Annotated in this window: 21 protein-coding genes; 12 read left to right on the top strand and 9 right to left on the bottom strand. The window is 67.9% G+C overall.

Going from position 1 to position 21,429, the window contains the following annotated elements; all coding sequences use genetic code 11:
* Nucleotides 1-221 precede the first annotated feature (221 nt).
* Nucleotides 222-1,052 (top strand): putative protein N(5)-glutamine methyltransferase, encoded by an 831-nt coding sequence (locus AC1DFR_RS10780; RefSeq protein WP_230009174.1) that lies wholly within the window; start codon nt 222-224, stop codon nt 1,050-1,052.
* Nucleotides 1,053-1,090: 38 nt separating this feature from the next.
* On the opposite strand, the gene AC1DFR_RS10775 is transcribed toward AC1DFR_RS10780, so the two are convergent.
* The 5 genes from AC1DFR_RS10775 to AC1DFR_RS10755 all read right to left on the bottom strand — a co-directional run bounded on the left by AC1DFR_RS10775 (nt 1,091) and on the right by AC1DFR_RS10755 (nt 4,421).
* Nucleotides 1,091-1,546: a hypothetical protein gene (locus AC1DFR_RS10775; RefSeq protein ID WP_476873301.1), complete on the bottom strand. Its 456-nt coding sequence runs from the start codon at nt 1,544-1,546 to the stop codon at nt 1,091-1,093.
* Between the two features lie 169 nt (nt 1,547-1,715).
* A complete protein-coding gene (locus AC1DFR_RS10770) occupies nt 1,716-1,979 on the bottom strand; it encodes a GlsB/YeaQ/YmgE family stress response membrane protein (RefSeq protein WP_018774889.1) in 264 nt (87 codons plus the stop codon).
* 149 nt (nt 1,980-2,128) lie between these two features.
* Complete coding sequence (locus AC1DFR_RS10765; RefSeq protein WP_476873300.1) at nt 2,129-3,100, bottom strand: aldo/keto reductase; 972 nt, start codon at nt 3,098-3,100, stop codon at nt 2,129-2,131.
* A 96-nt stretch (nt 3,101-3,196) separates the two neighbouring features.
* Nucleotides 3,197-3,406 (bottom strand): dodecin, encoded by a 210-nt coding sequence (locus AC1DFR_RS10760; protein ID WP_223914666.1) that lies wholly within the window; start codon nt 3,404-3,406, stop codon nt 3,197-3,199.
* Between the two features lie 52 nt (nt 3,407-3,458).
* On the bottom strand, nt 3,459-4,421 hold the full coding sequence (locus AC1DFR_RS10755) for an SGNH/GDSL hydrolase family protein (protein WP_476849881.1): 963 nt from the start codon (nt 4,419-4,421) through the stop codon (nt 3,459-3,461).
* A gap of 133 nt (nt 4,422-4,554) precedes the next feature.
* Here AC1DFR_RS10755 and AC1DFR_RS10750 point away from each other — a divergent pair, with 133 nt between their 5' ends.
* Complete coding sequence (locus AC1DFR_RS10750) at nt 4,555-4,812, top strand: metal-sensitive transcriptional regulator (RefSeq protein ID WP_018774886.1); 258 nt, start codon at nt 4,555-4,557, stop codon at nt 4,810-4,812.
* Nucleotides 4,813-4,843: 31 nt separating this feature from the next.
* On the opposite strand, the gene AC1DFR_RS10745 is transcribed toward AC1DFR_RS10750, so the two are convergent.
* Nucleotides 4,844-5,554, bottom strand: coding sequence for a FadR/GntR family transcriptional regulator (locus AC1DFR_RS10745; RefSeq protein ID WP_223914664.1), 711 nt, complete (start codon nt 5,552-5,554; stop codon nt 4,844-4,846).
* A gap of 190 nt (nt 5,555-5,744) precedes the next feature.
* Between AC1DFR_RS10745 and AC1DFR_RS10740 the strand changes: the two genes are divergently transcribed.
* From AC1DFR_RS10740 to AC1DFR_RS10705, 8 genes are all read left to right on the top strand, one after another.
* Nucleotides 5,745-7,232 (top strand): four-carbon acid sugar kinase family protein, encoded by a 1,488-nt coding sequence (locus AC1DFR_RS10740; RefSeq protein WP_476849880.1) that lies wholly within the window; start codon nt 5,745-5,747, stop codon nt 7,230-7,232.
* Nucleotides 7,233-7,320: 88 nt separating this feature from the next.
* Nucleotides 7,321-8,220 (top strand): NAD(P)-dependent oxidoreductase, encoded by a 900-nt coding sequence (locus AC1DFR_RS10735; protein WP_476849879.1) that lies wholly within the window; start codon nt 7,321-7,323, stop codon nt 8,218-8,220.
* Between the two features lie 118 nt (nt 8,221-8,338).
* Nucleotides 8,339-9,805, top strand: a complete 1,467-nt coding sequence (locus AC1DFR_RS10730; RefSeq protein WP_223914661.1) for a GntP family transporter — start codon at nt 8,339-8,341, stop codon at nt 9,803-9,805.
* Nucleotides 9,805-10,689 (top strand): class II fructose-bisphosphate aldolase, encoded by an 885-nt coding sequence (locus AC1DFR_RS10725; RefSeq protein ID WP_476849877.1) that lies wholly within the window; start codon nt 9,805-9,807, stop codon nt 10,687-10,689. Before AC1DFR_RS10730 ends, AC1DFR_RS10725 begins: the two co-directional genes overlap by 1 nt.
* A 122-nt stretch (nt 10,690-10,811) precedes the next feature.
* Nucleotides 10,812-12,152, top strand: coding sequence for an acyltransferase family protein (locus tag AC1DFR_RS10720; RefSeq protein ID WP_476849876.1), 1,341 nt, complete (start codon nt 10,812-10,814; stop codon nt 12,150-12,152).
* Complete coding sequence (locus tag AC1DFR_RS10715) at nt 12,149-12,493, top strand: GNAT family N-acetyltransferase (protein WP_028276599.1); 345 nt, start codon at nt 12,149-12,151, stop codon at nt 12,491-12,493. The genes AC1DFR_RS10720 and AC1DFR_RS10715 overlap by 4 nt, the downstream gene beginning before the upstream one ends.
* Nucleotides 12,494-12,616: 123 nt before the next feature.
* Nucleotides 12,617-13,369, top strand: a complete 753-nt coding sequence (locus AC1DFR_RS10710; RefSeq protein WP_476873299.1) for a hypothetical protein — start codon at nt 12,617-12,619, stop codon at nt 13,367-13,369.
* Between the two features lie 25 nt (nt 13,370-13,394).
* Nucleotides 13,395-14,177 (top strand): SDR family NAD(P)-dependent oxidoreductase, encoded by a 783-nt coding sequence (locus AC1DFR_RS10705; protein WP_476873298.1) that lies wholly within the window; start codon nt 13,395-13,397, stop codon nt 14,175-14,177.
* Nucleotides 14,178-14,189: 12 nt separating this feature from the next.
* On the opposite strand, the gene AC1DFR_RS10700 is transcribed toward AC1DFR_RS10705, so the two are convergent.
* Nucleotides 14,190-15,242: an FUSC family protein gene (locus AC1DFR_RS10700; protein ID WP_476873297.1), complete on the bottom strand. Its 1,053-nt coding sequence runs from the start codon at nt 15,240-15,242 to the stop codon at nt 14,190-14,192.
* 217 nt (nt 15,243-15,459) lie between these two features.
* Nucleotides 15,460-17,061, bottom strand: coding sequence for an MFS transporter (locus tag AC1DFR_RS10695; RefSeq protein WP_476849874.1), 1,602 nt, complete (start codon nt 17,059-17,061; stop codon nt 15,460-15,462).
* Nucleotides 17,062-17,431: 370 nt separating this feature from the next.
* Here AC1DFR_RS10695 and AC1DFR_RS10690 point away from each other — a divergent pair, with 370 nt between their 5' ends.
* Complete coding sequence (locus AC1DFR_RS10690; protein ID WP_223914655.1) at nt 17,432-17,689, top strand: hypothetical protein; 258 nt, start codon at nt 17,432-17,434, stop codon at nt 17,687-17,689.
* A gap of 25 nt (nt 17,690-17,714) precedes the next feature.
* Here AC1DFR_RS10690 and AC1DFR_RS10685 read toward each other — a convergent pair whose 3' ends face one another.
* A complete protein-coding gene (locus tag AC1DFR_RS10685) occupies nt 17,715-20,300 on the bottom strand; it encodes an ATP-dependent DNA ligase (RefSeq protein ID WP_476873378.1) in 2,586 nt (861 codons plus the stop codon).
* A gap of 109 nt (nt 20,301-20,409) precedes the next feature.
* Here AC1DFR_RS10685 and ku point away from each other — a divergent pair, with 109 nt between their 5' ends.
* Entirely contained in the window at nt 20,410-21,408 is a 999-nt protein-coding gene (gene ku / locus AC1DFR_RS10680) for a non-homologous end joining protein Ku (protein ID WP_476873296.1), read from the top strand.
* The last annotated feature ends 21 nt before the right edge of the window (nt 21,409-21,429 follow it).

The following is a 21,429-nucleotide window of genomic DNA, read 5'->3' as shown; positions in this document are numbered from 1 at the left end:
TCACAATCCGCCGCCGCAGTCCGCCGCAAAACCCGGACTAATCACAGCAGACCCAATCACAGCTGGCCGCGGGCGGCTTCGGTAGCATGGGGCAATCGAGCAACTGCAGCAAAAGGAGGTGGGTCCCGTTCACGCAAGTCCAGAAAGGATGCCCGCCCAGCAGTGCCGGCCTCGGCCAGCTCACGGTGAGGGCGTCTGACACCCGACCGAAAGGCGCACCCATGCCAGTAATCCGCCATCTTTCCCCGCACGAGATACTCACGGCCAGGCTCCGGGCAGCCGGCTGCGTGTTTGCCGAAGACGAGGCCCGCCTGCTGATCGACGCGGCCCCGACCCCGGAGGCGCTCGAACGGATGGCCGGCCGGAGGGTCGCCGGCCTTCCCCTTGAACACATTCTCGGTTGGGCGGAATTCTGCGGACTCCGCATCGCGGTCGACGCCGGAGTCTTCGTGCCCCGCCGCCGGACGGAATTCCTCGTCCGGCAGGCCGCTGCGTTCCTGGACGCAAGCCGCATGGCGCGGGGCGACGCCCCGGCACCGGTCGTTGTCGATCTGTGCTGCGGGTCCGGCGCTGTCGGTGCGGCGCTCGCGGCCCTCGCCGGCCCCGCCGAACTCCACTGCGCCGATATCGACCCCGCGGCCGTGTCCTGTGCACGCACCAACGTCCTGCCCCTGGGCGGGGAGGTCCACGAGGGTGATCTCTATGCTCCCCTCCCGGCGGCCCTCCGGGGCCGGGTCCGGCTGCTGGCCGTCAACGCCCCCTACGTTCCCTCGGCAGACATCGAAACCATGCCGCAGGAAGCGCGCGTCCACGAGCCGCGGGCCTGCCTCGACGGCGGCGCCGACGGGCTTCAGGTGCAGCGGCGGGTCGCCGCCGGCGCGCGGCAGTGGCTGGCGCCCGGCGGCCACGTGCTGATAGAGACCAGCCGCCGGCAGTCCGCGCAGACGGCCGGAATCCTCCGCGGGCACGGACTGGCGGCCCGGGTGCTGCGCTCGGAGGAACTGGGGGCCACCGTGGTGGCCGGCGTGCTGCTGCCCTCCGGCGGGCGGTAGCCGGCAGGGGCGGCGACGGTGGCCCCTCAAAGAAACTCCTAGGGCAGTTTGTCCCCGTCCACGTTGGTGGCGGGGCCCGCCGGGGTGGCGCCGCCCTCGTCCGACCAGTCCTGGCCCGTCTGGTCGGTGAGCGCAGGGTCGGAATGGACATCGCGGGCCGCGGGTGTCGGCGTTCCGGGCGTGGCTGCTCCCTGTTTTCCTGGCGTGGCCGTTCCGGGCGTGGCCGCGGACGTGCTTCCGTGGCCGGCGTCGCGGTGGACAGCGGAGCTTAGGACGGTACCGGCGCGGCGGGCGGCTTCGCCGAGATGCTCGGAGACCTCGGGGGCTTTGTCTTTGACCGTTTCTGCTGCCGCGGCCACCTTGTCCTGGACCGGCTTGCTGTGCCAGAGCTCTGCCGACCTGGCCTTGAGCTTGTCATAGGCTGCGCGGCCTGACCGCGATCCCAGGACGTACCCTGCTGCCAGTCCGGTGGCGAAAAGAAATTTGCCCTTCATGCTGTGCTCCTGCTCCCTGACGTAGGTGAAAAGTAGACGTTGTTGAACAGTTCCTGGACAGTGGGTGGCAGTGCCGGCCCGTGCGGCCGGCAGGCCGCCTTGCTGTCAAAATAGTGCAAAAAACCGGCCCCGGGAACAACCCAGGGCCGGTTTCCGGTCAGCTTCCGTGTTAGCGGGCTGAGCGCTTGCTGATCATGCCGTAAACGAGCAGGACGATGATCGCACCGCCGATGGCCAGCAGCCAAGTCGACAGCGAGAAGAACTCGTTGATGCCCACGCCGAACAGTGCGCTGCCAATGAATCCGCCGAGCAGGGCGCCGACGACGCCCAGGATCAGAGTGATGATGATGCCACCGCCCTGACGTCCCGGGAGGATAGCCTTAGCGATGGCGCCGGCGATGAGGCCCAGAATCAGAAATGCGAGAAAACCCATTTTTCGTTCCTTCTTCTTTCATAGAGGAGGCACCCGGATCGCCGGGTGCGCTACATCCTTCTGCCCTAATACTAATCATGCTTAGTATCAAAGAGCCACCCGACACCCGTGGGTTCGCCGGGCGGGGTGCCAAAACAGCCGACTGCGCCCTACCATGCGTAGTCTTCCGGAGCCGTCCTGTGGCCCGGGAAGATCTCGTCGAGGCGCTTGAGCGCATCGGTGTCGAGCTTCAATTTGTGCGCCCTGACGGAGGCTTCGAGCTGCTCGAGGGTACGCGGGCCGATGATCGGGGCGGTGACTGCCGGCTGGTGGAGCAGCCACGCGAGTGCCACGTCCGCGGGTTCCTGACCCAGTTCGGCGGCGAATTCCTCGTATCGTCGGATCTGTTTCTGGTGCGACTTGAGCGCCTCGAGGGCACGGCCCGCGATGCGGCGGACGCCGTCGTTCTCCTTTTTCAGCACTCCGCCGAGCAGGCCGCCGTGCAACGGCGACCATGGCAGGATCCCCAGGCCATACTGCTGGGCGGCCGGGATGACCTCCAGTTCCACGTCCCGGGTCAGCAGGTTGTAAATCGACTGTTCGCTGACCAGCCCGTTGTAGTTGCGGCGGCCGGCGGTTTCCTGGGCCCGGGCGATGTGCCAGCCGGCGAAGTTGCTGCTGCCGGAGTACAGGATCTTGCCTTGCTGGACGGCGACCTCGATAGCCTGCCAGATCTCATCCCAGGGCGTGTTCCGGTCCACGTGATGGAACTGGTACAGATCGATGTAGTCCGTCTGCAGCCGTTTCAGGCTGGCATCGAGCGCCCGGCGGATGTGCAGTGCCGAGAGTTTGGACTCGTTGGGCCGGTCGGTCATGGTGCCGAACAACTTGGTGGCAAGCACCGTGCGCTCGCGGCGCTCGCCCCCCTGGGCGAACCAGCGGCCAAGTATTTCCTCCGTCCAGCCGCGGTGGCTGGACCCGCCATACACATTGGCCGTGTCGACGAAGTTGATGCCGGCGGCCTGCGCGGTGTCCAGGATGGCGAAGGCCTGCGTCTCCTCGGTCTGCGGGCCAAAGTTCATGGTGCCCAGGCAAAGGCGCGAGACTGTCAGGCCCGAGCGGCCCAGATGCGTATAGCGCATGAAGTTTTCCTCTCCGCCCTGGCCTCCTCTGCCCTGACGGGTTGCGGGTTTCTCCGGAGCGGGACGGTGCGTGCCGGCCCGCTCCGGAGTCTGGCGTCAACGCTCCAGGCGGAACCCGAGCTTGATGGTGACCTGCCAGTCGGCGACCTGCCCGTTTTCAAGGTGGCCGCGGATCTCCTTGACTTCGAACCAGTCAAGGTTCCGGAGGGTCTTGGCGGCCTCGGCGATGCCGTTCCGGACGGCCGCATCGACGCCCTCGTTCGAGGTTCCGACAATTTCAGAAATGCTGTAAGTGTGATTAGGCAACTTCGCTCCTCGTGATCGCCATCGATGCCCGGCTGTGGGCCGTTCCTGCAGACTAGCCGACCGAACCCGGCCGGACTAGGGGTTTGTGCCCGGAGTCCGGGACCCCGGGGGGCGGTCCGGGCAGCGGGCGTTTGGCCTGCCGGGGCGGGGTGTCTGCGCGCGGCCTGATCCGGCTCACCATCCAGGGCAGCATGTAGTGCGCCATCCATGCCAGGTCACCGGCCCGGGTCTCCCGCCAGTTGCCCGGCGGCATCGGCTTCGGTTCCAGCGGCCGCAGACGGTGTGGCACGCTGAGCGTGTCCAGGACCATGGCCGCAATGGTGTGGTGTCCCAGCGGCGAGAAGTGCAGGCGGTCCGGATCCCACATCCGCGGATCGCTCAGTTGCCGCAGGGCCCACAAATCGGCGATGACGACATCACGCCGGGCGGCGATGACACGGATGTTCTCGTTGAATACCGCGACCTTCCCCCGGATGTGTCCGAACACGGCGGTTTCGCCCCAGTCCGGCCCGGTGAACAGGACCACCGTGGCCCCGGTGGCAGAGAGGGCTGCCACGGCGTCGTCCAGGGCCGCGGCCATCCGGTCCGGATCGCCGCGATGAAACACGAGATCGTTCCCGCCGGCGGAGAGCGAGACGAGGTCAGGCTTCAGGTTCAGGGCCGGTCCGAGTTGCTGGTCGAGTATTTCGCGCAGGACCAGGCCGCTGATGGCAAGGTTTGCGTACCCGAACTCGCGGCGGCCCTCGCCGAGTTCCTCGGCGATGCGGTCCGCCCACCCCCGAATGCCCCCGGGGCTCAGCGGTTCCGGGTCGCCGACGCCTGCCGTGAACGAGTCGCCCAAAGCGACATACCGGCTCCAGGGCCGGGAACGCAGGTCACCGGCACGGCCGCGTGCGGAGCTCTGATCCCCTGGATGCCACGGCCCCGCGGCGGGGAGGTTGACGCCGGTACCGCCGGCGTCCGGCTCTAGGAACCTGGCGGCGTTCACATCACCAGCAATACGCCGATATTCCATGCCTCGCTAGGTACTTATGCCCCTAGCGGGGCGGCATGCGGCCGCGAGGCCACCCCCGGCCGTCCGCCACCCGGGAGGCGGAATACTCAGGGGGGTATAATGTGGAGCCTGACGCATCGAACCGGAGGAACCAATGGAACTCGATCCCACCGACATGAAGCCTGTCATTAACCGGCTTCGCCGCGCCCAGGGCCAGCTCGCGGCCGTCACCAGGATGATCGAGGAGGGCCGTGACTGCAAGAGTGTCGTGACCCAGCTGGCGGCCGTGTCGAGTGCCCTGGACAAGGCTGGGTTCTCCATCATTGCCACGGGCCTGCAGCAGTGCATGCAGCAGGAAGACCCCAGCCTGGACCGCGCCGAACTCGAGAAGCTCTTCCTCTCGCTCGCCTGAGCTCATTATCCGGGCAAAGTGCGGGTCCGCGTCAGGCGGGGCCCCCGGCCAGCACGAAGGTCTTCAGATCGTCAAGGGTCTGCTGCATGTGGGCGTCCATGGCGTCGCGGGCGCGGTGCGGGTCGCGGGAGGCCAGGGCGTCAGCGATGTTCTGATGGTGCCCGATGGCGTGCTCCTGGATCTCCGGCACCTTGGAAGTTTCCGTCCGCCGTTTTTCCAGCACGCGGTGCAAGGGTTCGAATAACACGGCGACGAAGACGTTTTCCGAGGCCTGCAGGATGAGGTCGTGGAAAGCGAGGTCTTCCTCCACGAATGCCGCGAGATCATTCCTCTCGTGGGCCAGCCGCATCCTGTCGACGTGCGCGCGGAGGGCCTGGATGTCCGTGTCCGACATTCGCCCGGCAGCCAGTTCGCAGGCGCCCGTCTCCAGCATCCGCCGGAGCTCAATGAGCTGGATGGCGGCCGAGGCGTCGTTTGTGCCCTCCGAGGCTGCCCGCAGCACGGCGTCTAGGGAGCCCCAGCGGTTCACCGGGTTCACGAACGTGCCCCGGCCCCGTTCCACGCTGAGGATCCGCTGGGCTTCAAGGGTTTTCATGGCTTCGCGCACGGTCATGCGGCTGACTTCGTGCCGGGAGCTGAGCTCCAGTTCGCCGGGGACGCTCGCGCCGGGCGGGAACTCGCCGCCAATAATCCGGTCCAGCAGTTCGTCGGCCACAACGCCGACCAGCGATTTCCTAGCCAATTCTCCCCGTCCAGCGACTTGTTGCCTGATGGCGTGCTCCGTGATGGCCAAGTCTACTTGCGCGTCGTTGTGCCATATGCCACACTAGCATTCATATGCAAGATGTCTGACATCTTACATTTTGTTCCTGCTGCGGCTCGCGGAGAACCGCAGTTTTCCACTGAAAGATCCACACACAATGGAGTGCATAGTGCCCCTCGAAGCAGACGTGCTGGCCGCTTTCCCCGCGGAAGTACAGATCCCCGCCCGGCTGGTGGCAGACAGCGTGGCCGCCTCCTCCGAGGCATCCCCCCGTGTCCTGGTCGTACTCGACGACGACCCCACCGGCACCCAGTCCGTGGCGAACCTGCCGGTCCTCACCCGCTGGGAAGTGGCGGACTTTGCCTGGGCGTTCGCCTACGAAGTCGACGGCCAGCGCCAGCGCGCGGTCTACGTGCTCACCAACACCCGCAGCCTTGACCCTGCCGAGGCGGCTGCCCGCAACGAGGAGATCGTCCGCAACGCACTCGCGGCCGCAGCGTCCGCTGAACCCGCGCTTCGGCTCAGCTTTGTCAGCCGCAGCGACTCCACCCTCCGCGGACACTACCCGCTCGAACCGGACGTCATCGCAGCCACCGTCACCGCCGTCAACGGCGAGAAGACGGACGGCGTCGTGATTGTTCCCGCGTTCCCCGACGCCGGCCGCGTCACGGTCGGCGGCGTGCACTTCACCCGCGGCACAGGCCCGGACGCCGGGCAGCTCACCCCCGTGGCCGAGACCGAATTCGCCCGGGACGCCAGCTTCGGCTTCGCCAACTCGGAGATGGCCAAGTATGTCGAGGAGAAGTCGAACGGCCGGTTCCCCGCGGATTCGGTGATCGTGCTGGATCTGGACATCATCCGGGCGTCCGCCGATCCGATGATCTCCGCCAAGGCCATTGCCGATGCCATCGACGCCGCCACGGATTCGACTCCGATCGTGGCGGACATCGTCACCGAAAACGACCTGCGGGCGCTGGCCCTGGGCCTGGAAGAAGCGGAAAGCCGCGGCAAGAAGCTGCTCTACCGCGTGGGCCCGCCGTTTGTTCGGGCACGGATCGGCCAGGAAATCCGCACCGAACTCAGCGGCGAGGAAGCCTATGCGGGCAACATCCCCTCGGAAGCCGGTGGCCTGATCGTGGTCGGTTCGCACGTCGGTGTCACCACCCGCCAGCTCAACGCCCTCACCGAGCAGCACAGCGCGGCCCGGATCGTGGAGATCGACGTCGAGAAGCTCCTCGGCGACAACGCGGGGGAGTACCTGGACGAAACCGTGGACACGGTCGTCGCTGCCCTCCGCGGCGGCGACGTGATCGTGCACACGAGCCGGCTCCTGATCAAGACCTCCGACGCCGCCGAAAGCCTGCGGATCGCCCGCACCGTCTCTGCCGCCGTCGTTGCCGTGGTGAACCGCACGCTAAAGACCTTCCCGCCCCGCTTCGTGATCGCCAAGGGCGGCATCACGTCCTCGGACGTGGCCGCACACGGCCTGGAAATCCGGCACGCGATAGTCCGCGGGCCCATGCTGCCGGGCATCGTCAGCCTGTGGGAACCGGTGGACGGTCCCGCCAAGGGCATCCCGTACATCGTCTTCGCCGGCAACGTGGGCGACGACCAGTCCCTCGCCGATGTCACGCGCAAGCTCAGCAACACCTTCTAATCCCCGACGGCTCCCAGCCTTCACAACCTCAGGCAGGGCCCCTCGCCGGTATGGGCCCAGCACCACACGTCATTCGATGGAGAACACCATGACCAGCAACTACACCATCACCGTCCTTGGCCTTGGCGCCATGGGCCTGCCCATGGCCACGCGCCTGGCAAGCGAGCTCACCGTCCACGGCTTCGACATCGCCGAACCGCGCCTGAAGCTGGCTGAAGAGGCCGGCATCCGCACCTTCGCCTCCGCACGGGAAGCCTCGAAAGGCGCCGACGCGCTGCTGCTGGCAGTGCGCAACGGTGAACAGCTAAACGATGTCCTGTTCGGCGAGAACGGCGTGGCCTCCGTGCTCAAGCCGGGCGCCGTCGTGATCCTGGGCAGCACCGTGGGCACCGAGGCCATCCCGGCCGCCGTCGACCGCCTGGCCGAATACGGCGTCGAACTGGTTGATGCCCCGCTGTCCGGCGGCCCCAAGCGTGCCGGCGAGGGCGACCTCCTGATCGTGGTGGGCGCCTCGCCCGAGGCCCAGGAAAAGGCCCGCCCGGCCCTTGAGCTGCTGGCCTCCACCCTGACCGTGGTCGGCGACAAGCCCGGCGACGGCCAGGCCCTCAAGACCGTCAACCAGCTGCTCTGCGGCATCCACATCGCCGCCGCCGCCGAGGCGATGGCCCTGGCCGACGCCCTCGGCCTGGACCAGGCCAAGACCCTCGCCGCCCTTGAAGCCGGCGCGGCGGGTTCCTTCATGCTTTCCAACCGCGGACCGCGCATCCTGGAGGCCTACACCGAGGACGGCGCCGAAGTCCTCAGCCGGCTGGACATCTTCGTCAAGGACATGGGGATCGTCGGCAAGGCCACCCGCGCCGCCGGCCTCGCCGCCCCGGTGGCCGCCGCCGCCGAGCAGCTCTACCTCCTTGGCCAGGCCCAGGGCCTCGCCGCCGCCGATGACTCCGCCGTCATCAAGGTCGTCGCGCCCACCAGGCGCACCGCCTAACCAGCCACCCCCATCCCCGACGACGGCGGTCCCCCCTCCGCCGTCGCCGGGTCCCCACCCCACTGTTCCCGGCGACTGACTCGCTGGGCGACCTTCCTGTCAAAGGAGACACCTCTTCATGACCCCCCTGCTCAATTCCCTGATGGTGCGCGCAGCCGACGCGCCCGTCATCAAGCCGGCCGTGGAGCTGGGAACTCCGCTGCTGCTGACAATCGCGGCGGCCGGCGTCGCCCTGCTGCTGGTGATGATCATCCGCTTCAAGATCCAGGCCTTCGTGGCCCTGCTGACCGTCAGCATCCTGGTGGCCGTGGCCGCGCAGATCCCGCTCAAGGACGTGTTCACTGTGGTGGCCGCCGGGGTGGGAGGCACCATGGGCAAGGTCGCCCTCCTGATTGCGCTCGGCGCGATCCTGGGGCGGATGATCGAGGTCTCCGGCGGCGTCCAGTCCCTCGCCGACCACTTCACCGCCAAGCTCGGGGCCACCCGGGTGGCCGTCGCCCTCACCGCAGTCGGCTTCCTGGTGGCGATTCCGGTGTTCTTCGAGGTCGGCATCATTGTCCTGGTACCGGTCGTCTACGCCTTCGCTAAAATTGCCAACGTCCACCCGGTGAAGTTCGGCCTGCCCATGGCCGGCATCATGCTGGCCATCCACGTGGCCGTGCCCCCGCACCCGGGGATTGTTGCCGGTGCCGGCGTGCTCGGCGCCGACATCGGACTGATCGCCCTGATCTCGCTGACGATCTGCGTGCCGCTGGGCTTCCTGTCCTACTGGGTCGCGTCCATCATGAACCGCAAGACCTACGAACTGCTGCCGGCCGTCAAAACCCAGGTGGACGAGTTCGGCTCCGCCACCATGGTCCGCGTCGGCCACGAGGGCCCGGGCAGCAAAGCCATCGCCCCGCCCCGTCCGGGACTGATCATCTTCCTCATCGCCACCCCGATCGTGCTGATCCTCCTCGGCACCGTCGGCACCCTGGTGATCGACAAGAACGACTTCTGGTACGGCGTCGCGGCGTTCGTGGGCAACCCCGTCTTCGCCCTGCTGGTGGCCGTTGCGCTCTGCTTCTTCCTTCTGGCCGTCCGCCGGCAGTGGTCGCTGACGGAAACCGGCGAAATCTTCGAAGGCGCGCTGCCTCCGATCGCGTCCATCCTGATGGTTGTTGCGGCAGGCGGCGTGTTCGGCAGCGTCCTGCAGGTGAGCGGAATCGGCAAGGCTCTCTCCGAATCCCTCGACACGCTCGGCGTTCCGCTGCTGCTGCTTGGCTTCATCATCTCCCTCGCCCTCCGCGCAGCCCAGGGCTCGGCCACCGTCGCGATCGTCACCACGGCCGGCCTGCTCTCCTCCGCCGTCGCCGGCGGCGGCTACACGCCGGCGCAGACCGCCGTGATCGTGATCGCCATCGGATTCGGCGCTCTCGGCCTCTCCCACGTGACCGACGCCGGTTTCTGGGTGGTTGTGCGCTACTACGGACTGACCGTCGCCGACGGCCTCAGGACCTGGACCGTGCTCACCACCGTGCTGGGACTGGCAGGCTTCGCCCTGACATTCGTCGCCTGGATGCTGGTGGGGGGACTGAGCGCCTGATGCGTACCCAACTGGACACCCTGGTGACCGGCGCCCTGCAGCAAGGCTCTGCCGTTCCGGCGTTCACCTGTTACGACTTCACCACCGCGCTCGCCGTTGTGGGGGCGGCCGAGGAATCCGGCCGGGGCGCCATCCTGCTGGTCGCACCGAAGACCGCGGCAACGCCCAACGGGCTGCGGCTGATCGCCGCCCTTCGCGGACTTGCCGACGCAGCCTCCGTGCCGATTGCGGTGCAGCTGGATCATGCCACCGACCCGCAGGTGATCGCCGACGCCGTCAGTGCCGGGGCCGACTCGGTGCTGGTCGACGGGTCCTCGCTGCCGTACGAGGACAACATCGCCCTGGTCCGGAACGTCCGCGCGGCCTTGGCAGCGCAGGGCCGGGCCGACGTCGTCATTGAAGCAGAACTCGGCGGACTCGCCGGCGACGAGGACCGGGCCTTCGGGACCGACGCCGCGGATAACGCAGGCAGCACAGTGGCGGACGCCCCCGCCGGGCTCACCGACTCCGCCCAGGTGGAGGACTTCGTGGCCCGCACCGGGGCGCAGCTTCTCGCCGTGGCTGTGGGCAATGTCCATGGCAAGTACAAAGGGGAGCCCCGGCTGCGCTGGGACGTGCTGCAGGACATCGCCGTGCGGACCCGGATCCCGCTGGTCCTGCACGGCGCCTCCGGCATTCCGGCCGAGGAACTGGTCAAGGCCGCCGCGATGAACGTGGGCAAGGTCAACTTCAACACGGAGCTGCGCACCGGCGTCCTGGCGGTCCTTGAGGAACAGACCACAGCGCACCGGGCCGACGGCGAGAACCTCCAGGCACTGCTGGGCCTGTGGAATGCCTCGGCCAGGACCTTCGCGGCCACCGCCCTGGCCACACTCTCGCGCTGACACTGTGACTGCCAGAGCAGTATGGCCCGCAGCCGGCGCGCATCCGGGCCATACTGCTCTGGCAGCCAGGGCGCCGCGGCCCGACAATGATGGCAACACAGCCTGTCTTCCCGAGGGGTGCCATGCTTGCGCAGCAGCGGCCAACCGGCGACCCGGCGCCGATGCCGGACCGAGACCCGGTGATCGACCTTGTCCGGTTCTTTTGCCTGGCATTGGTGGTGGTCGCGCACACCATGATGGTGAGTCCCGTACTGCACCCGGACGGCACCGTGACGTCCGAGAACACCTTGGGCGATCAGCACTGGTTTGAACCAGTGGTGTGGGTCTTCCAGATCATGCCGCTGTTCTTTGTGGCCGGAGGCATCACCGGGCTGCAGTCCTGGCGCCGGCTCCGCGCCAGGGGCGGCAACGCCTTCGATTTCATGCAGGCCCGGCTGCTGCGCCTGATCCGGCCGGCCGCCGTCCTGCTGGCGGTCATGTTCGTTGGCCTGTCGGCGGCCCGCCTCGCAGGGGTTGACCCTCAGGTCATCGAGCTGCTCACCAGCGGAGCCGGCATGCCGCTGTGGTTCCTGGCCGCGTACCTCGCCGCGCAACTCAACCTTCCCTGGCTGGCGGCCCTCCACACCCGCGCGCCATGGCTGACCTTCGCCGGCCTCACCGCCCTGGTGGTGACGGTCGATTGCCTGCGGGGAGTGCTGCCGCTGCTGGCATACCTGAACATGCTGTTCCTGTGGTGCGCCGTGCAGCAGCTCGGATTCATCGTGGCGGATGGCCCGCGGCTGCTGCCGGGCCGGCCGGCGCACCTGGGCATCATGGTTGCCAGCAACATGCTGCTGGGGCTGATAGTCCTGCTGGGGCTGTATTCGGGGAACATGCTGGTGAACCTCAATCCGCCCAATGTGACGCTGCTGCTCCTGGGCATCTCGCAGGCCGCCGCCCTCCAGCTCTTCCGGCCGGTGCTGTCCCGGATCGCGTCCGTGGCCGGGGTGCGCCGGATGATGGGCGTGGCCGGCCGGCGGTCCATGACTGTTTATCTGTGGCATCTGCCCCTGCTGGCGGCGATGTCCGGTGTGCTGCTGCTGACGGATTTCCCGCAGCCCCCCGGGGGTAGTGCGGCCTGGTGGTGGGGGCGGCCCCTGGTGCTGTTGGGGGTCATCGCCCTGCTGCTGCCGGTGGTGGCATTGTTTGGCAGGCTGGAGGAGCGGCCGACGGCGTCCGGCCCGTCGCCGAGCCGGCCGGCGGCCGCCGTGCTGCTGGCCGCAGTCGCCGTTTTTGTCCCGGCAGTCAACGCCGCGCTCACCGGGCTCACGCCCGGGCTCCTCGGCGGGGGTGCCGCCTGCTTCGCGCTCGCCGTCGTGCTCCTGGGCCGGATTCCGGTTCGGCTCACGACGCCACCTGACGGGCAGGGCGGATCGGAACCGCCATTGCCACGCCCGCCATTAAGTGCCAATGTCGAACCATGACGGAGAACTCGGCAACCACGGAAGACACCTTCACCCCGGACGTCTCCACCACCCGGAACGACGAGCTGCACCGTTACGAACTCCGTGTCGGCGACAAGCTGGCCGTCCAGGTGCGCTTCATCGACAGGCCGGGCCATATCGACTTTATCCACACGGATACCGCAGAGCAGTTCCAGGGCCAAGGGCTCGCCAAAGTGCTGGCGCACTTCGCCCTCGATGACGTGGTTGCCTCCGGCAAGCGGATCATCCCGAATTGCCCGTTCATGTACCGCTACCTGCGCAAACATGAGTCGTACCACCAGTATGTGGATTGGCCGGAGCGGGTCCCAGAGGGAGCCTGAGCGCCTGGCGCGGGGGCCGGAACGGAGTCATCGGCCTGCCCGCTTGTGGGCAGCGGACCAACCTCGTAAAGTTTGACCAGAGTTATGCAGTTGGCTCTTGGACAGGTGACTTTGGAGTACCCCATGAACCATAAACTGCGTGTGCTTGTCCGGGTGGACGTCGATCCCGCACAGGTCACCCTCGAAATTACCGGCTGCGTTACCCAGTCTGACTCAGCAACCCTCCTGCACATCGTGCGCCGCGCCTGCCGCCTCGAACCGGGCGCCGCCGTGGTCATCGATCTCCACGGCGCCTCCCACCTGGACCCTGAGGTGCTGCTGGACCTCCGGCGTCTCGCTGATGCCGGACACCTGCACTCTCCCGATGCCGGGGGCTCCGCAGAGGCCGGACCGCTTCGTTTCGCCCTCGACGAGCCGGCGGTGCTGCCAATCTGCCTCGTGCACGTCGGTGCCGACGCCGAAGTCCTCGCCGGACTCGACACCGACGACCGCCCGGCCCCCGTCGCCGTCGCCGGGGGCCGGGACAGCGAAGCTGCCGGGCTGCTTGACGTCGGACCCGGCTCCGGGCTGGGGGAGGCCAACAGCCCGCTGGCCGCGGAAACCGGCGGCGCCAGCGACCTTGGCTCCATCGGCGGGCTGGCGCTTTCGGAGTACTTCGAGGGAACGCTGGATCCTGTGGCCACGGTCCGGGCACTGTCCGACACGGCGTTGTGCCGGCTCGCGGACGCTCTCTACCGCCACCTCGACACCAGCAGCCCCTCTTTCGGGGCGCACACCTGGTACGAGCTTGCGGCCGAAGAGCTTCAAAACCGCCACCTGCTCGATGACGGTGACCCGGCAGGGGACGAACTGGCGCAGGACACGGCCCTGGCCTGAGCCGGGACGAGACTAGGCTGTCGCTATGAACCCTCAAACAGCCTCTACATCCGGCAGCACAGCCCTGGTCACGGGCGCGACGGCAGGCCTTGGCGCCGAGTTCGCCCGCCAGCTCGCCGAGCAGGGCCACCGCGTGGTGCTCGTGGCCCGCGACGCCGGCCGCCTCGCGGCCACCGCTGCGGAGCTGGAGAACAGCTACGGGACCGCGACGGAGACGATCGCCGCGGACCTGACCGACGACGCAGGGATTGCCGCCGTCGTCGCGCGCCTGACCGACCCCGCGCGGCCGGTGGAGATCCTGGTCAACAACGCGGGAATCGGCCTGCTGCGGCCCTTCGAGGACAACGACATTGCCGAGGAGAAGAAACACCTGAAGCTCCATGTCGAAACCGCCATGGAGCTCAGCCACGCCGCCCTGCAAGGCATGCTCGGGCGCCAGTCCGGCAGGATCATCAACGTCGCCAGCGTGGCGGCCTTCCTGCCCCGCGGCACGTACTCCGCAGCGAAGGCCTGGCTGCTGAGTTTCTCGCGCTCGGCCAACATGGCCTATGCGGCGCGGGGGGTGAAGGTCACCGCCGTGTGCCCCGGTTTCACCCACACCGAGTTCCACGACCGGATGGGGATGGACAAGTCGGCGACGCCGCGCTGGATGTGGCTCGAGGCCCGGCAAGTGGTCAGCGAGGGACTGGCGGACAACGCCAAGGGCAAGGCCGTCTCGATCCCCAGCAAGCGCTACAAAGTCCTGACCTCGGTTTCGCGGGTGCTGCCCTCAAAGCTCATCGCCGGGCCGGCGCGGCGCGCCAAGTAGCCGCCGGGTACATCAGCGGACGGCCAGGCGCCGTCGGCGGATCAGTACGACGACGGCGATCCCGACGGCGGCGCCCACCAGTGTTTCGACGGCCCGTTCGGTCACCAGCACGGCGGGATCGGCCGGCGCGGCGAGCTGTCCGACCAGCAGGATCACCGGGGTGAAGGAGACCATGGCAAGGCCGTAGTGCCGGGTCATGAACAGCTCGGTGCTGAACTGCAACACGATCACCAGGCAAACCAGGACGGCGGCCTCCTGCCCGGGGAAGGCCAGCAGCGGTGACCCCGGCCACGGGAACAGGACCGCCGCGACCACCACGAGACCGCCCAGTGTCCCGACGATCCGGTGGACGCCGCGGTACACGCTGCTGGGCAGGTCCGCACCGGCAAGCGGCACCGCCGCCGCGGCCATGGCCCAGTGAGGGTGGCCGCTGCCACTGAGGACCCCCAGGGTCCCGGCGCCGCCGACAGCGGTGACGTAGCGGGCGGCATGCAGCCACGCCGCCCGGCGCCCGGCCCCGCGCAGCACTGCGACGTCCCGCCGCCTCCCGCGCTGCCAGGTGCGGCCGACAAACCAGCCGCCAAAGCCGACCATGATGGAGAACGCGGCCGATCCCGCGGCGATGAGAACGCCCGTGTGCCAGGGGACGGCGGCGGGAACGGAGGCGCACGCGCCCAGGGCCAGGATCCCGAAGAAGGGACCGGCGGGTTTCAGGGCCGTCTTGTCCGTGAACAGCGAGCCCGCGCCGGCGAACGCGGCCTCAATGATCACCAGGGCCCACGAATGAATGTGGTGGGCCGAGAGGAAGACGCCGACTCCTACGCCGGCAACCAAAAGGACAGCCGCCTGGCCCTGATGCCGGAGCCGGAGCTGGTGAGGCTCGGTGCGGCCGTACATGCCGGTCAGCGCGCCGAAAACAGCGTAGCCCGCCAGCCCGGGGCGACCGGCCGCCAGGAGCGCCAGGGACGGAACGGCCACGCTGATCGCCACCCGCCAAGCCGACACGTGGTCCTTGTTGGCCGGGGCCAGGCTGTGCAGCGAACGGATGTGGTGCAGCAGGGACATCACAACTGCCTCTCCGGTTCCTGTGGTTCCTGTGGTTTCCCCGGGGGCCCGGGGTTTGCGGGGTTCGCGGGGCCCGGGTGCTGATAGTGGTTCGGACACGCCTAAGGCCTGCCCGGATGCGTCCCCAACGGGTAAGCATCCGGAACAGGCCTCAAAGGGCGGGGCTGTCAGCTACGTAGCCTGGACTGCTGCTGCCGGTCCGGTCGGACCGGCAGGCTTAGGCTGTGGCCGGGACTTTCTCGGCATCCCCGCGCCCTGCCGTGGAATCGACGGCCGGTGCGACCATGGGCATGTCCATGTGCTCGAGGTCGATCAGCGGGTTCTCGTCCTGCGTCGCGACCAGCTCGCGGGCCTCAGCCTGGGTGTCCACGCTCGGCATGGAGCCGGGCAGCGGCATCTGCGCGGATTCCTTGAGGAAGTAGATCGCTACTGCGCCGATCGCCGAGGTGGCCATCAGGTAGTAGGCCGGCATCATGTCGTTGCCGGTTGCGCTGATCAGGGCGGCAACGATGAACGGCGTGGTGCCGCCGAAGATGGCCACAGAGAAGTTGTACGCGATGCCCATGGCGCCGTAGCGGCTGGCCGTCGGGAACTGGGCCGGCAGGGCCGACGCCAGGTTGGCCACGTAGAACGTCACGGGGAAGGCAATCAGGGAAAGGCCGGCCAGCGTGGACCAGATTTCACCGATGCCGATCAGCAGGAAGGCGGGGGTGGCGAGGACGACGGTGCTGATGGCGCCGATCCACAGCACGGGGCGGCGGCCGATCCGGTCAGAAAGCCTGCCGGTCAGCGGGATGCAGAGGCTCATGATGACCAGCACGGGGATGGTCAGCAGCGTGCCGTGCAGCTCGTCGTAGCCCTTGGACTCCGTCAGGTACGTCGGCATGTAGGAGGTCAGTGCGTAGCCGGCGGTGTTTGCTGCCGCGACCAGGATCATCGCGACGATGAGGGAGCGCCAGTACGCCTTCACGATGCCCACCGGGCCCTTGGAGGCTGTGGTGTCCGAGGCGGTGGCGTCCTTGGCGAGGTTCTCCTGGGCATCCAGGGTTGCCTGGAACTGCGGGGATTCCTCGATCTTGCTCCGGAAGTACACGGCGATCAGGCCGAGCGGGCCGGCAAGGAGGAACGGGATGCGCCAGCCCCACTGCTCCATGGTGTCCTGGCCGAGGGTCAGCTGCAGCACCGAAACGAGGGCCGCGCCAAGGGCGAAACCGAGGTAGCTGCCCATGTCCAGGAAGCTGGCGAAGAATCCGCGGCGCTTGTCAGGGGCGTACTCGCTCACAAAGGTCGTGGCGCCGGCGTATTCACCGCCGGTAGAGAAGCCCTGGATAACTTTGAACAGGACCAGCAGGACCGCAGCCCAGATGCCGATCTGTGCGTAGCCGGGCAGGAGCCCGACGGCGAAGGTGCTGGCGGCCATGATCATCAGGGTCGCGGCGAGGACCTTCTGGCGGCCGATCTTGTCGCCAAGCCAGCCGAACACGACTCCGCCGAGGGGGCGGGCGATGAAGGTGGCGGCGAAGGTTCCGAGCAGGAACAGTGTCTGGACGGACTTGTCCGCCTCCGGCAGGAATACCGGTCCCATGGTGGTGATCAGGTAGCCGAACACGCCGACGTCGTACCACTCCATGGTGTTACCCACGATGGTGCCGCCGAGTGCCTTCTTTAGCATCGGCTGGTCGACAACGTTGACGTCGGACTCGCGGAGTCGACGGCGACGTAGCTTCGGTTTCTTCACACCCTTGGGTGCGCCTTGGTTGGTTCTGCTGGCGTCGATGACGCCTGCTGAAGAGTCGGTCGTGCTTCGGTCTGTGGGCATTTGGGAAGCTCCTAGGGAGATCATTTGCTTGCGACTTGTAGCTGCCCCGCTCTGGGCAGGCTTTCAATTTTACGGGAATTCTCTGGAGTTTCCGAGTTGTGTGCCGTATGATCGCCCATTTCGGGTGCAAATTGGGGGCAATTCATTAATTTCTTTTGCCCACTTTCGCCGCGCGGATACTGGGAACCGGCCTTCCCGGCGGCGCCGCGCCCAAAATTTTCCGCGCCAGCCCTCGATTGCGGGGGTTTCCGACGGGATTCGGGCCGACGGAAAGTCCGACGGCGGGCGCTACAGACATCTCCCCGGGGCAGTCCTACGATTGATGGACACTTCATTTCACAGCGGTTAATTACAGCGGAAAGGAAGATCAATGGCGGATCATCAGTTCGGAGAAGAAATCGAGCCCGAGGTCGCGAGCCATCTGGCGCAGTCCATGGCTGAAGCCCCGGGACCCGAGGCCCTGCACCACGCTCCCCCCGGGCCCGGCCAGGGACAGCAATGGCCGGACGGCAGCGGCAAGCAGCGGCACCCCAAGGACCGCGACACCGCCCGCGGGCGGCAGGGCCAGCAGGTGGCCGCCGGCGCCATGCACCGGCAAAGCCGTCCGCAGCTGCCCCACCACGACTAGCCCCATCACCGCTGGCCCCACACGACTAGGGGCCGGCGGCAGGGTCAGCCACGACGTCGGCTGGCGCCTTATCCAGGCGCCAGCCGCGCCACACCGGGTGCCGGAGCTTCCCGTTGCCGGTCCATTCCCCGAAGGTGACCTCGCCGACGAGTTTTGCGCTCACCCAGTTGGCGTCTGCCGCGTCAGCGTCCGGCACGTCCCGGAACGGGGAGGTCTTCCGTGGCAGGGCGTCGAGTTGTTGCCTGAGTTCCTTGAGTTCACGGGTGCTGAAGCCGCTGCCCACCCGGCCCACATACCGTAGTTTCGAGCCGTCCGGAATCCCCAGCAGCAGCGAGCCCACGGATTCCCGGCGCCCCCCTTTCCCGGGCCGCCAGCCGCCCACCACCACCTCCTGGGTCCGTTCAACCTTGAGCTTGAGCCAGGACCGGCTGCGCTGGCCGACGTAGCGCCCGTCCGTGCGCTTGGCCATGACCCCCTCGAGTCCGAGCTCGGCGGCGCTTTCCAGGATGTGCGCGACGTCGCCATCGATCACGCCGGAAAGCTCCACCGGGGCGGCGGAAGGGCGGAAAAACTGCTCCAGCCGGCGGCGCCGCTCACTCAGCGGCTGGCGCCGCAGGTCCTCGCCGGCGTCGAAGAGCAGATCGAACAGCATCAGCCGCACGGGCGTCGACTGCTGCGCCCGGGCGACGTCGGCGGCCCTGCTCAGTTTCATCCGGCCCTGCAGCAGCCCGAAGTCGGGCCGGCCGGAGCGGCCGACGGCGATGATCTCGGCGTCGGCGACGAAGCCCTGCTCCGGCCAGGAGGACCGGTCCGTCAGCTCGGGGTAGCTCACTGACATGTCGATGCCATTGCGGCTGATGAGCCGGACTGTCGTTGCGTCGCCGATCACCAGGGCCCGCACCCCGTCCCACTTGAGCTCGATCTGCCAGTCCAGGTCCGGAAGGTCCGCCAGGGTCCCTGATGTGGCCAGCATCGGGCTGAACCCTGAGGCGTCGGGGGCACGTTCGGTGCCGGCGGCGGTTTCCGCTCCGCCCTCACCATGGCCGCGGCCGTCCCCTGAGCCGTCCTCCCCGCCCTCGTCCGCTGCCTCGTCGGTGTCTTTCTCGGTATGCTCCGCCGTGCCGGCCGGGTTGTCCGCTGTGCCGGCCGGGGGCCGCGGGCCGGGACGGCCCTGCGGGCCCGCAGGGTCCATCAGGTGGATCAGCCACTGGTCATCGGCCCGGCCGGTGTGGATCAGGGCGAACCTGCGCGCTCCGCCGAGGCCGCCGCCCTCCGCGCCGGTCAGGGTGGCGATGACCTCCTTGCCCGCGATCCATTTTTCGCATTCGTAGTGTCCGTGGTCCCAGATGCTGACCGTCCCGGCGCCGTACTCGCCCTTGGGAATGTCACCCTCGAAGTCGGCGTAGTCCAGCGGGTGGTCCTCGGTCTGGACCGCGAGGTGGTTCTTGGTTTTGCTGGTCGGGACACCCTTGGGCAGCGCCCAGGACACCAGCACGCCGTCGCGTTCCAGCCGGAAGTCGTAGTGGAGCCGGCTGGCGTGGTGCTCCTGGATGACGAACTTCTCCCGCCGTGTCCCGCCGTCGTCCCCGGCGTGGTGCCGGTCCGCGGTGAAGGGCTCGGGAGTGGCCGCCCTGTCCCGTTTGGTGCGGTACTTTTCCAGCCGCGGATCGGTGTCGCCGCCGTCGCCGGCCGGCTCGGGAGAGATTTCGGCCCGCCCTCCGGGCAGGTGGACGTCCCGGTGGTCCACCCGGCGGTCCGGCGCGTGCGCCGCCGGGGCTCCGGCGCCGTGCCGGCCACCGGAAACCGGGGCGAACGGATCCTTGCCGGCTGCGACGCGCTTCATCACCTCCTGGAAATCCAGCTGGTGCAGCGACGCGGAGCTGAGTTCCCGCCATGTCCGCGGGGCGGCCACCGTCGGCCGGAGCCGGCCGCGCAGCGAGTACGGCACGATCGTGGTCTTGGCCGCGTTGTTCTGGCTCCAGTCCACCAGCACCTTGCCCGTGCGCAGGGTCTTTTTCATGTCGCTGACGGCGAGATCCGGGTGGTCTGCCTCGAGCGAGCGGGCCAGTTCGCGGGCGAAGTCGGAAATCCGGTCCGAGGTCTGGGACCCGTCCAGGGCCGCGTAGAGGTGGATGCCCTTGCTGCCGCTCGTCACCGGTACGGGGTCCAGGCCAACGTCCTGCAGGATGGTGCGGGCCAGCCTGGCCACCTCCACGCACTCCGCCAGTCCCGCGCCCTCGCCCGGGTCCAGGTCCAGCACCAGCCGGTCGGGCGGCATGGCGTTGCCGTGGGAGTCAACCCGCCACTGCGGCACGTGGATCTCCAGGGCCGCGATCTGGGCCAGCCAGGTGAGGGTGGCGGGATCATTGACCAGGGGATATTGGATGGTCCGGTCCTTGTGCGTGATGGCGGCACGGGGCACCCAGCCGGGCGTTGAATGGTCCAGGTTCTTCTGGAAGAACATCTCTCCCGGGGCATCTGCGGTCCCGACGCCGTGGACCCAGCGCTTCCGCGTGGCCGGCCGGTTGCGGGCGGCGGGGATCAGCACCGGCGCGACGGCGGCGTAGTAGGCCAGGACGTCGGCCTTGGTGGTGCCCGTCTCCGGGTACATGATTTTTTCCAGGTTGGTGAGCACCAGTTCGCGCCCGTCCACGCGGACGCGTTCCTTACCGTTGGGCAAAACCCTTCACCTCCGCGCAACTGTGATGTTCACTTGATCCATGAGAGCCATCTGGAAAGGCGCAATAGCGTTCGGGCTGGTCAACGTGCCGGTCAAGGTCTACAGCGCCACCGAGGACCACGACATCAGCCTCCACCAGGTCCACAACGCCGACGGCGGCCGGATCCGCTACCAGCGCCGTTGCGAGGTCTGCAGCAAGATCATCGACTACGAGGACATCGACAAGGCCTACGAGGACGACGGCCGCACGGTGGTCCTGACCCGCGACGAGCTCAAGTCCATCCCGGCGGAAAACAGCCACGAAATCGAAGTGGTCCAGTTCGTTCCGGTCGACCAGCTCGACCCGATGATGTTTGAAAAGAGCTACTACCTTGAACCCGACTCCAAGTCGCCCAAGGCGTATGTGCTGCTGCGGCGCGCCCTCGAAGACACGGACCGGGTCGCAATTGTGCAGTTCGCGCTCCGGGACAAGACCCGGCTTGGCGCGCTGAGGATTCGCGACGAGGTCCTGGTCCTGCAGTCGCTGCTGTGGGCCGACGAGGTCCGCGAGGCCAGCTTTCCCGCAATCGAGACCTCCATCCGGATCTCGGCGCAGGAACGCGAGATGTCCGCGGCCCTGGTTGACTCGATGGCCTCCGACTTTGAGCCGGACCAGTTCACGGACGATTACCAGGAGCAGTTGCGCCAGCTGATTGAGGCCAAGCTGGACAAGGGGGAGTCGCTGGACACGGAGGAGACCTTCGGCGCCCCCGCCGAGGCCGGCGAGGGCGAAGTTATCGACCTGATGGAAGCCCTCAAGCGCAGCATCGAGAAGAAACGCGGCGGCGGGCCGGCGGAGACTCCTGCCGGGGGCTCCGGTTCTGCTGCGAAGGCCGCCCCGAGGACCTCCGCCAAAACGGCGGCAGCCAATGCCACAGGCACTAAATCCACGGCCACCAAGACGGCGGCAGCCAGGAACGGTTCCAAGGCTGCCGCGGCTTCCAAGACTGAAGCGGCGCCTAAAGTGACGGCGTCGAAGACGGCGCGAAAGCGTGCCTGAGCCCGGATGCCGGCTGGCGCC

The sequence above is a fragment of the Arthrobacter sp. 05T410 genome (assembly GCF_056396505.1).
The sequence above is the reverse complement of the archived record's forward strand: the minus strand, read 5'-3'. Positions and strand labels throughout refer to the sequence as shown.